At 41.1% G+C, this 11,597-nt stretch carries 8 protein-coding genes; 5 read left to right on the forward strand and 3 right to left on the reverse strand.

All coding sequences use genetic code 11. The features are described from left to right. Positions 1-5: 5 nt before the first annotated feature. From IQ215_RS02875 to IQ215_RS02890, 4 genes are all read left to right on the forward strand, one after another. Positions 6-812: a Cof-type HAD-IIB family hydrolase gene (locus tag IQ215_RS02875; RefSeq protein WP_193799820.1), complete on the forward strand. Its 807-nt coding sequence runs from the start codon at positions 6-8 to the stop codon at positions 810-812. A 213-nt stretch (positions 813-1,025) separates the two neighbouring features. Next, positions 1,026-3,278, forward strand: coding sequence for a photosystem I core protein PsaA (gene psaA / locus IQ215_RS02880; RefSeq protein ID WP_193799821.1), 2,253 nt, complete (start codon positions 1,026-1,028; stop codon positions 3,276-3,278). A gap of 257 nt (positions 3,279-3,535) precedes the next feature. Beyond that, a complete protein-coding gene (gene psaB / locus IQ215_RS02885) occupies positions 3,536-5,737 on the forward strand; it encodes a photosystem I core protein PsaB (RefSeq protein WP_193799822.1) in 2,202 nt (733 codons plus the stop codon). A 130-nt stretch (positions 5,738-5,867) separates the two neighbouring features. Continuing rightward, positions 5,868-7,100: a DNA cytosine methyltransferase gene (locus tag IQ215_RS02890; protein WP_193799823.1), complete on the forward strand. Its 1,233-nt coding sequence runs from the start codon at positions 5,868-5,870 to the stop codon at positions 7,098-7,100. 123 nt (positions 7,101-7,223) lie between these two features. On the opposite strand, the gene IQ215_RS02895 is transcribed toward IQ215_RS02890, so the two are convergent. After that, positions 7,224-7,403, reverse strand: a complete 180-nt coding sequence (locus tag IQ215_RS02895) for a (2Fe-2S)-binding protein (RefSeq protein ID WP_193799824.1) — start codon at positions 7,401-7,403, stop codon at positions 7,224-7,226. Positions 7,404-7,742: 339 nt separating this feature from the next. On the opposite strand from IQ215_RS02895, the gene IQ215_RS02900 reads away from it, so the two are divergent. Then, positions 7,743-9,095, forward strand: coding sequence for a DUF3370 domain-containing protein (locus IQ215_RS02900; protein WP_193799825.1), 1,353 nt, complete (start codon positions 7,743-7,745; stop codon positions 9,093-9,095). Between the two features lie 298 nt (positions 9,096-9,393). Here the strand turns inward: IQ215_RS02900 and IQ215_RS02905 are convergent, their stop codons facing one another. After that, positions 9,394-9,894, reverse strand: a complete 501-nt coding sequence (locus IQ215_RS02905) for a pentapeptide repeat-containing protein (protein WP_193799826.1) — start codon at positions 9,892-9,894, stop codon at positions 9,394-9,396. Between the two features lie 288 nt (positions 9,895-10,182). Next, complete coding sequence (gene ahcY, locus IQ215_RS02910) at positions 10,183-11,460, reverse strand: adenosylhomocysteinase (RefSeq protein WP_193799827.1); 1,278 nt, start codon at positions 11,458-11,460, stop codon at positions 10,183-10,185. Positions 11,461-11,597 lie beyond the last annotated feature (137 nt).

The following is an 11,597-nucleotide window of genomic DNA, read 5'->3' on the forward strand; positions in this document are numbered from 1 at the left end:
AGCTCATGGAAAACATTAAACTACTATTTTTAGACATTGACGGTACCATCGCAGGGGCATCAAATCAAGTTAAACCAGAAGTAATCGAGGCCATCAAAAAAGTTCAAGCTAGGGGAGTAAAAGTTGGACTGGCTACAGGGAGAATGTATTGTTCAGCTTATCGTTTTCATCAAGAAATTGGGGCAGATTTACCCATCATCTCCTATAACGGGGCTTGGATTCAAAACCCATTTAATGGGGAAATTATTTCCCATCGTCCTTTAGATAATACCATCGCCCTCGAATTATTAGATTACCTGCGATCGCATGAAGTCGAAATTCACATTTATTTCAACGATCAATTATATGTGGATAAGGTAACCGAAAAAACCGATTCTTACATTGAAAGATCAGGAATTACCGTTAATGTGGTAGAAAATTTGAGCCATTTGTTAAGCCAATCTCCCACTAAACTATTAGCCCTAAGTCCCGATTCTAGTTTAATTAGAGCGTTATTAGATGACTTAAAACAAAGATATAGCAATGGTAACCTTTACCTAACCCAATCTAATCCCGTTTACCTTGAGGCAACTTCCGCCAATGTTCATAAAGGAGATGCCCTTAAGTATGTAACGGAAAAAATACTAGGTTTATCAGCCTCTCAAGTAATGGCGATCGGTGATAATTTTAACGATTATACCATGATTGAATATGCCCAAATTGGTGTCGCCATGGGAGATGCCCCAGAACAATTAAAGGCGATCGCCACTTATACCACCGATAACGTAGAGAATAATGGAGTAGCACATATTATTTCTCAACTCAAATTTTAGGTAAAAAATATGATTTTAAAAACTAAAACCGAATACATAAAGAAAAGTAACAAAGCCTTGACTTTTGTCACCAAAAGTTAAGCTATATCTTAATTATGGCAATTGTTAAGTAAATTTTAAATATTGTTAAGCAAATCCCACAACTGTAGCAAATACCCATTATCATCTTGATTAATGTAGTAGTTTAAGTATTTGTCGAGAGAAGAATCACTCATGACAGTAACCCCTCAAAAAGAGGCAAAAGCTAAAGTAATCGTCGACAAAGATCCAGTACCTACTTCTTTCGAGAAATGGGGTAAGCCTGGACACTTTGATCGGACTTTAGCTAGAGGACCCAAAACCACCACTTGGATTTGGAATCTTCACGCCGACGCACACGATTTCGATAGCCAAACTAGCGACCTAGAAGATATTTCTCGTAAAATCTTCAGCGCTCATTTTGGTCACTTAGCAGTAGTATTTGTTTGGTTAAGTGGGATGTATTTCCACGGAGCCCGTTTCTCCAATTATGAAGCGTGGTTGTCCGATCCCATCAATATTAAACCCAGCGCCCAACAAGTGTGGTCTATTGTAGGACAAGACATCCTCAATGGCGACATGGGTGGTGGTTTCCAAGGTATTCAAATCACATCTGGCTTCTTCCAACTTTGGAGAGCCTCAGGTTTCACCAATAGCTATCAGCTCTATGTAACCGCCATCGGTGGTTTAGTCATGGCTGGTTTAATGCTCTTTGCTGGTTGGTTTCACTACCACAAAGCAGCCCCTAAACTAGAATGGTTCCAAAATGTGGAATCCATGATGAACCATCACCTCGCCGGTTTACTAGGGTTAGGCTCTTTGGGCTGGGCAGGACACCAAATCCATGTATCTTTACCTATTAACAAGTTATTAGATGCTGGAGTTGCCCCTGCGGACATTCCCTTACCCCATGAGTTCATTCTCGATGCAGGTAAGATGGCTGAATTGTATCCTAGTTTCGCCGAAGGTTTAAAACCATTCTTTACCTTGAATTGGGGTGTTTACTCCGATTTCTTGACCTTCAAAGGTGGCTTAAACCCCGTAACTGGTGGTCTTTGGTTATCCGATACAGCTCACCATCACCTTGCCATCGCGGTTCTCTTCATTATTGCTGGTCATATGTACCGCACTAACTGGGGTATTGGTCACAGCATGAAAGAAATTTTAGAAGGTCACAAAGGACCCTTCACTGGTGAAGGTCACACTGGACTTTATGAAATTTTAACCACTTCATGGCACGCCCAATTAGCCATTAACTTAGCATTACTAGGTTCTTTAACCATCATCGTGGCACAACATATGTACGCCATGCCTCCTTATCCCTACTTAGCTACCGACTACGGTACTCAGTTATCTATCTTCACTCACCATATGTGGATCGGTGGATTCTTGATTGTAGGTGCCGGAGCTCACGCTTCCATCTTCATGGTTCGTGATTATGATCCTGCTAAAAATGTTAATAACCTTTTAGATAGAGTATTACGTCATAGAGACGCTATTATCTCTCACCTCAACTGGGTATGTATTTTCCTCGGCTTCCATAGCTTCGGTCTATACATTCACAACGACACCATGAGAGCTTTAGGCCGTCCTCAAGACATGTTCTCTGATAGTGCAATTCAGTTACAACCTGTATTTGCTCAGTGGATTCAAAACCTTCATTCCGTAGCCCCCGGTGGCACCGCTCCTTTCGCTTCTGGTCCTGCTAGTTACGCTTTTGGTGGCGATGTAGTGGCCGTGGGTGGCAAAGTGGCTATGATGCCCATTGCTTTAGGAACTGCTGATTTCATGGTTCACCATATCCATGCTTTCACCATTCACGTTACCGTGTTAATCCTTCTCAAAGGTGTACTTTATGCCCGTAGCTCCAGACTTATCCCCGATAAAGCTGAGCTTGGCTTCCGTTTCCCCTGTGATGGTCCTGGTCGTGGTGGTACTTGTCAAGTATCCGGATGGGATCATGTGTTCTTAGGTCTATTCTGGATGTACAACTCTTTATCCATTGTTATCTTCCACTTCAGCTGGAAAATGCAATCTGATGTATGGGGTAGTGTAGCTCCCGATGGCACCGTATCTCACATCACTGGTGGTAACTTTGCCCAAAGTGCTATTACCATCAACGGTTGGTTAAGAGACTTCTTATGGGCGCAAGCCGCTAACGTAATTAACTCTTACGGTTCCGCTCTATCTGCTTACGGAATTATGTTCCTCGCAGGTCACTTCGTTTTTGCCTTCAGCTTAATGTTCCTATTCAGTGGACGTGGCTACTGGCAAGAATTAATTGAATCCATTGTATGGGCTCATAACAAACTCAATCTAGCCCCTGCAATTCAACCCCGTGCTTTGAGCATCGTTCAAGGTCGTGCGGTTGGGGTAGCTCACTATCTCTTAGGAGGTATTGTAACTACCTGGGCATTCTTCCTCTGTCGAATCCTCGCCGTAGGTTAAGAATGTAAACTTTCTCTACAATTGTGGGGAAAGGGACGGTTAAATAGGTTATAAAATAACAAATGAAGCCGTTTTAAAAGTTAAATTAGAGGTTGATGATGATGTAAATCATTTTCAACAAGATTAAAAAAAACACTTTAAAACTTGCCCGGACTTATCCTCATAGGCTCTGGGCAAGAGCAAAAAAACAAAATTGAGCAACGACAAAATAAAACGTTGACCCTCATTGTGTAACAGGAGACTTCCTAGAAAAAGCTATGGCAACTAAATTTCCCAAATTTAGCCAAGATTTAGCCCAAGATCCAACTACAAGGCGGATATGGTACGGAATAGCTACCGCTCATGACTTTGAAACCCATGACGGTATGACCGAAGAGAACCTCTATCAAAAGATTTTTGCTTCTCACTTCGGTCATTTGGCGATTATCTTCCTCTGGACTTCCGGTACCGTATTCCATGTAGCATGGCAAGGCAATTTTGAGCAGTGGATCAAAGATCCTTTAAACGTACGTCCCATCGCCCATGCGATTTGGGATCCTCATTTCGGTCAAGGTGCGATCGATGCTTTCTCTCAAGCTGGTTCATCTAGTCCCGTAAACGTCGCTTACTCTGGTGTTTACCACTGGTTTTATACCATCGGTATGACCACAAATCAAGACTTATACAGTGGTGCAGTAGGTCTTTTAATCCTCTCTGCTGTGTTCTTGTTTGCTGGTTGGTTACACTTACAACCTAAGTTCCGTCCTAGCCTTTCTTGGTTCAAGAATGCTGAGTCTCGCCTAAACCACCATTTAGCCGGTTTATTCGGTGTGAGTTCTTTAGCATGGACTGGTCACTTAGTTCACGTAGCCATTCCTGAGTCCCGTGGTATCCATGTAGGTTGGGATAACTTCTTGAGTGTAAAACCTCACCCTGCTGGGTTAGCTCCTTTCTTTACTGGTAATTGGGGTGTTTATGCTCAAAACCCTGACACTGCTAACCATGCCTTCGGAACTGCTGATGGTGCAGGAACTGCAATCCTTACTTTCTTAGGTGGTTTCCATCCTCAAACCGAGTCTTTATGGTTGACTGACATTGCACACCATCACTTGGCGATCGCAGTTATCTTCATTATTGCTGGTCATATGTACCGCACTAACTGGGGAATCGGTCACAGCATCAAAGACATCTTAGCTGCTCACAATCCTCCTTCTGGAAGATTAGGCGCAGGACATAGAGGTTTATATGACACCGTTAACAACTCTTTACACTTCCAGTTAGGTTTAGCCCTAGCTTCCTTAGGGGTTGTAACTTCCTTGGTGGCTCAACATATGTACTCTCTACCTTCCTACGCTTTCATTGCTAAGGACTACACCACCCAAGCGGCCCTTTACACCCACCACCAGTATATCGCTGGATTCTTAATGGTTGGTGCTTTTGCCCACGGTGCAATCTTCTTTGTACGTGACTACGATCCCGAAGCTAACAAAGATAACGTTTTAGCCCGTATGCTAGAACACAAAGAGGCGATCATTTCCCACCTCAGCTGGGTATCCCTCTTCTTAGGTTTCCACACCCTCGGACTTTATGTTCATAACGATGTAGTGGTTGCTTTCGGTACTCCCGAAAAACAAATCCTCATCGAACCTGTATTCGCTCAGTTTGTTCAAGCGGCTTCTGGTAAAGCTCTTTATGGCTTTGACGCCTTACTTGCTAACCCTGACAGTATCGCTTCTACTTCTAGCGCAGTATGGTTACCTGGTTGGTTAGATGCTATCAATAGTGGTACTAACTCCTTATTCCTCAGCATCGGTCCTGGTGACTTCTTAGTACACCATGCGATCGCCCTTGGTTTACATACCACCACCTTAATTTTGGTCAAAGGTGCTTTAGATGCTCGTGGTTCTAAACTAATGCCCGACAAAAAAGACTTTGGTTACTCCTTCCCTTGTGATGGTCCTGGCCGTGGCGGTACTTGTGACATCTCCGCATGGGATGCCTTCTACCTCGCTATGTTCTGGATGTTAAACACCCTCGGTTGGTTAACCTTCTACTGGCATTGGAAACACCTTGGTGTATGGACTGGCAATGTTGCCCAGTTCAACGAAAACTCTACCTACCTCATGGGTTGGTTCAGAGATTACCTATGGGCGAACTCCGCTCAGTTAATCAACGGTTATAACCCCTATGGTGTTAATAACCTCTCCGTCTGGGCTTGGATGTTCTTATTTGGACACCTCGTTTGGGCCACTGGTTTCATGTTCTTAATCTCTTGGCGTGGATATTGGCAAGAGTTGATCGAAACTATCGTATGGGCGCACGAGCGCACTCCTCTAGCTAACTTAGTTCGCTGGAAAGACAAGCCCGTTGCATTGTCCATCGTACAAGCTCGTTTGGTTGGTTTAGCCCACTTTACTATCGGTTACATCCTTACCTACGCAGCCTTCTTGATTGCTTCTACAGCTGGTAAGTTCGGTTAAAACTTGAATTTGCCCCCATAAGTGATTAAAAATTAGCCCTCTACTTCGGTAGGGGGTTTTTTCTTCAATTGACAATGGACAATTAACAATGGACAATTAATTTTCTGCTTAACAATTACCCATGGACTAGATGACTCTTGATTCTCAATTATCAATTATCAATTCTCCACTAAGAAAAAGACCCATTGCCATTGATTTATTTGCAGGGTGTGGGGGAATGTCCTTGGGTTTAGAAGCATCAGGGTTTGACATTGTCGCTGCGGTGGAAATTGATCCTATTCATGCTTTAATTCATCATCTGAATTTTCCCTATACTAAAACCATTTGCCAAGATATTACTCAATTAGATACAGGGATTTTAAAAGATATACTCCGAAAAAGAGAACTTGATTTGGTGGCAGGGGGGCCTCCTTGTCAGGGTTTTTCGTTGATGGGAAAACGTCAACTAGATGATCCTCGTAACTCCCTTGTATTCGAGTATTTGAGAGTGATTAGGGATTTACAACCAAAATATTTTATATTTGAAAATGTGCCTGGAATGTTGACAGGAACACATCAGCAATTTTTAAAGCAGTTAATCGAAGAGTTTAATAATATTGGTTATACTGTACCTCAACCCAAGATTATGGATGCCAGTGATTTTGGAGCACCTCAGAAACGAAAACGCCTAATTTTGTTAGGAAGTCGTGGGGATATGATTCCCCTTAATTATCCGATGGAAACAGGGGAATTTAATGATGTACAAAGTGCGATCGGTGATTTAAATTTAATCCCTGCTTTTATCGGTACTAATCAAGGCATTAAAGCCGAAACATTAGACTATTCGGGATTTAGAAATAATTTTGCTTTAAAACCTCAAGGTATTTATTCCCTGTGTCACCGAAGAGAAAGGAATAACTTAATATATAACCATGTAGGTTCAAACCATACAGAAAAATCAAAACAGCGCTTTCAATCACTATCACCTGGAAAAAAAGATCAAATTAGTCGTTTTCTCAAACTCTCCCCCAACGGATTATGTAATACCCTAAGGGCAGGTACCAGTAGCGATAAAGGCTCTTACACAGCCCCACGTCCCATCCACTATCAACAAGCTCGATGTATTACTGTTAGAGAAGGAGCTAGATTACATACTTTTCCTGATTGGTTTTTATTTCATGAAACAATTTGGCATGGGTTTCGGGAAATTGGTAACGCTGTAATTCCTATTTTTGCTAAAACATTAGGAGATGAAATTACTAAAAATTTAGCAGTGGATGTTAGTCCGTTAGAAACACGAAAAATAAAGACCTTATCCATTGATTTAATTACATATAATATGAGCCAAGCCATTGAATATTGGTTTCGATCTGAAAATTTTTAGGATCGCACATTATTAATTTCAAGAAAAAAAGCAATTTCTAATAATTAAATATGATCAATGCTGATCACCAACATGGAATTAGTTAGTTTTATCTATATTGCGAATAAATACTATCAAATTATCTTAATTAACACAAGAGTTAGATAGCGCGGTTTCTAAAACCTTACAGGCACGAGATTGACAACTACCACAACGAAGAGAAACAGAAGTTTGCTCAGACAACTGCTCTATGGAAGATACGCCCTGTTTAACTGCCTTGTGTATATCCTTTTCTGTTACAGCGTTACAAATACAAACGTACATTCTTTCTTCCTGCTAATCTTTAGCAATAACTTTTTGGTTAACTTTATTATTGCAAATATATTTCATTATGTCCACAGTTTTTTGAAAAAAAGATTAAGGGTTAGCTACGAAGCTATTTCACTTAATTCGGTTTATAGTCACAGTGGTTAAATAAAAAGATAAGACAATCTCATCACAAATTTAATTTATAACAGCGCACCTTAGCAACAAAAGAAAATTGTCAGTATGTTATAAATTTCCTATCAATGAGACACATTTCAAACAAAAAGATCGTCAAATGGAGAAATTATATTTAAAATCTAATTTTGGACTTATACAACCTCAATAAACTAATTTTCTATGTTAGAGTTACTTTCACTACTAATCCCTGTCAATCTATCTCCCTCAATACAACAGCCCAAAGCGATATATACAGCTCAAACAAACCAAGCGCAACAAAACACAGAGAATCAAATTCGTCCCTTAAATGGTGAACTAAATCAAGTTCCCGTCTTTAATAGTAATAGTCCAGAATTAGTGCTAGGAGAAGGAATTTTACTTTCCACCTTTCCCAAAGGAAATCAAAATAATCCCGATGCCCATTTAGACTTTGCTTTTAATGGGGAATTTGATGTATTTGCCCACCACGTTTCCCGCCCCCCCGAAGAAGGAGACATGAGAACCCTTTATATTGGGATTTTAATGCACAATCCCACCGATGAGGACGTTAATATTTATGTCTTGCAAGGAGCAAGTTATCTAAGCCAACCCGATGCCCCTTTTGTTTCCCTACCTTCTCAGGTATCAGGGCGTAATATTTTTGCCGGGCCTGGAAGCAGAGTCATGGGCGATATATTACAAAACAAAAGACAGGATATTTTTCCTGAAAGTATTACTATTCCTGCGGGGGAAAGTCGTATGCTATTAAATGTACCCATTCCTATCCATAGTTTAACTCCTCCCCTGAATGGCCGCTCTACCTATGTCAGATTAAGAAGTGATGGACAAATATATATGGCAAGTTTGGCAATGTATCGAGAGGATGAAGACGATGCCCCCGCAATCTCGGAATGGCAGGAAATGTTAACCAATGGGGAGTTATCTTCCCCTCGGGATTTAGCCCCAACTCCCCTGGATGCAGAAGGTGCTTTTAGATATGGACGAGTGGCAGGGGTTTCGATGGGTAATATGTGGAAAGCCGACTTAGTGGATGATAATAGTCAGGTGTTAACCATTCCTAATAGTGGCGAGGCTTTTTCCTATGGTTTAAGTACCCTTGTGAGGGGGCGTTTGGGTTCTGAGCAAGTGCAGACTGCTCCTTTGGCGGTAAGATATTCTGATACGGCTTTAGAAGCCCATGGAAATTATGGGGTACAGTATAGTTTGACTTTACCGTTATATAATCCTACCGATGAGGAAAAAACGGTGAGGGTTAAAATTTCCACGCCCATTAAAAAGGATGTGGGGAATTTGGAATTTTTGGATGAGCCAGGGCCACAAGTATTTTTTAGGGGCTTGGTACAGGTGAAATATACCGATGATGAGGGTTTACCCCGTTGGCGTTATTTTCATTTAGTACAAAGAAGGGGAGAAGAAGGGCAGAATTTGGTAACGGTGACTTTACCGCCCAATGGTAATCGTTTGGTGTCGGTGGATTTTCTTTATCCTCCTGATGCTACTCCTCCTCAAGTTTTGACGGTGATGACTGATTAGGTTCGCCCCTTATATCCCCCAATTCTGGGGCAGAGGTGATTCAAAGTAGGAAAGAAAAAACTCTAAAACCTTTACCAATATAAGGATATAGCGTTTTACTAACTTTGAGATTAAGAAATAGTAAAAGTCGCTGAGATTATCAATTTACAATCGTCAATAATCAATACTCATTACTTATTACTCTTTACTCATTACTCTAACCTAACTAAAAATTTTAGAATGAATCACCCCTGCAGGGGTTCTGGGGGACTTTAACATATAGTTATCTTTTGATGGGGAGTGCATAGCCTTAGGAGTGTTATGGGCAACCTAATGATTGTCTGGTACTAGCATTGGTTACGGGGTTAACACCTGATGCGTTTTTACATAATTCGTTTACTTGTTCGCTATCTAGCACGGCAAAAGTAAAGTCTGCACCTTCTACGTTGGCATTTTTGAAGGTTGTACGTAGCATGATGGCATCTCTAAAAATAGCGTTGCTGAGATTTGTATTATTTAAACTGGTGACATAGACTAAGCCATCGCTCATATCTACCCCAGAAAAGTTTGCTCTTTCGGCATTAACCCCGTTGAATACAGCGCCCCTTAGATCGCTATCATTAAATTTGGCATCTTCTAGGTTTACTTTGGTAAATTCTGCTAGTTGTAAGTTTTGCTCGGTGAAGTCTTCTCCTTTTAGGCTTTTGCTTTCAAAGGTGGAGGTTACGAAACTAGAACTAGCAGCGATCGCCCCTTGAGGTAGTACAATCACGGATAACACTAAAATAATGGCACAAAAAAAAGCAGGTATTTTACGCATAGTTAAATATTAGGTATTAGATGTTAGGATAAATAAACCAGGGAATAGGCAATAGGCAATAGGCAATAGTTTTCAATGGTTTATGGTTATAAATTGATAACCTAAACATTTTTTACTACTTCTTAATCCTAAAAACTCTAAAACGCTATATTGTTTTACTGGTAATAGTCTGAGCGTTTTTATATTCCTATTTTGAATAACCCTTACCAATTTTGGGGGACTTAAATTATAAGTTTTTAAACAAATTTGATACAACAAGGGGTTTAAACCCCTTGCCAAGAATAAAAATTAAGTTCCCACAGTCCAAGAGTTCATGTACTCAATTTGTTCAGGGGTTAAAGCATCGATGGTGATACCCATAGCCTGAAGTTTGAGACGGGCGATTTCTTTATCCACATCCGTAGGAATGGAGTGTAAACCTGGTTCTAAAGAACCTTGATTTTTAACCAAATGCTCACAGGCAAGGGCTTGGTTAGCAAAACTCATGTCCATAACTGCGCTAGGATGCCCCTCAGCGGCGGCGAGGTTAACTAAACGTCCTTCTCCTAAAACGATAACGGATCTACCATTTTCGAGAATATATTGTTGGGTAAAGTTACGTACTTCCTTAACTTCTTTTGCCATGTTAGCAAGGGATTTGAGGTCAATTTCAATGTCAAAATGTCCTGCATTACATACCATTGCCCCATCTTTCATGGAGGCAAAATGCTCTTGACGGATGATGTGCTTGTTACCTGTTACGGTTACGAATACGTCACCAACTTTGGCGGCTTCATCCATGGGCATTACTCGAAAACCATCCATAGCGGCCTCAATGGCTTTGATGGGATCAATTTCAGTAACGATGACGTTGGCGCCTAAACCACGTCCACGCATGGCAACCCCTTTACCACACCAGCCGTAACCTGCTACTACTAAATTTTTACCTGCTAATAATACGTTAGTGGCGCGGAAAATACCGTCTAGGGTAGATTGCCCGGTACCGTAGCGGTTATCGAAGAAATGTTTAGTGTCGGCATCGTTTACATTCATTGCGGGGAAAGTTAGCACCCCATCTTTGAACATGGCTTCTAGGCGCACGATACCTGTGGTGGTTTCTTCGGTGGTACCTAATAAATCGCCGAGTTGCTCTTGTCTTTCTTTTACCATGGTAGCGACTACGTCAGAACCATCATCGATGATAATATTAGGACGATGATCGAGGGCGGTTTGGACATGGCGATGGTAGGTGTCGTTATCTTCCCCTTTGATGGCATAGACAGGGATGGAGTAATCTCTTACTAAACAAGCGGCTACGTCATCTTGGGTAGAGAGGGGGTTACTGGCAATAAGGAGCGCGTCTGCACCACCTGCCTTAAGGGCGATCGCCAAGTGGGCGGTTTCAGTGGTAACATGACAACAAGCAACGATACGAATACCTGCGAAGGGTTTTTCCTTGGCAAAACGATCTCTAATTTGTTTTAATACGGGCATTTCTCTTCCTGCCCATTCAATTCTCTGATGACCTAAATCAGCTAAATTAATATCTTTAATGTCGTATTTTAACGTGGGAGCTGCTGCAACCATTAATTTAATCTTACTCAATAAAACTTTACACTACCTATCATATAGCTAACTATGAAGAATTAACAAACCTGCCCACAATATTTCCAGACTAATATTAATTGTTATAAAAATTACTACTCAAAAATACTTGCATACTT

This window comes from Cyanobacterium stanieri LEGE 03274 (genome assembly GCF_015207825.1).
In the GTDB taxonomy this organism is placed as follows: domain Bacteria; phylum Cyanobacteriota; class Cyanobacteriia; order Cyanobacteriales; family Cyanobacteriaceae; genus Cyanobacterium; species Cyanobacterium stanieri_B.

Coding starts and splice junctions, on each gene's coding strand:
- psaA (WP_193799821.1), top strand. CDS start 1,026: ATGACAGTAACCCCTCAAAAAGAGGCAAAAGCTAAAGTAATCGTCGAC.
- IQ215_RS02875 (WP_193799820.1), top strand. CDS start 6: ATGGAAAACATTAAACTACTATTTTTAGACATTGACGGTACCATCGCA.
- IQ215_RS02895 (WP_193799824.1), bottom strand. CDS start 7,403: ATGTACGTTTGTATTTGTAACGCTGTAACAGAAAAGGATATACACAAG.
- ahcY (WP_193799827.1), bottom strand. CDS start 11,460: ATGGTTGCAGCAGCTCCCACGTTAAAATACGACATTAAAGATATTAAT.
- IQ215_RS02905 (WP_193799826.1), bottom strand. CDS start 9,894: ATGCGTAAAATACCTGCTTTTTTTTGTGCCATTATTTTAGTGTTATCC.
- psaB (WP_193799822.1), top strand. CDS start 3,536: ATGGCAACTAAATTTCCCAAATTTAGCCAAGATTTAGCCCAAGATCCA.
- IQ215_RS02890 (WP_193799823.1), top strand. CDS start 5,868: ATGACTCTTGATTCTCAATTATCAATTATCAATTCTCCACTAAGAAAA.
- IQ215_RS02900 (WP_193799825.1), top strand. CDS start 7,743: ATGTTAGAGTTACTTTCACTACTAATCCCTGTCAATCTATCTCCCTCA.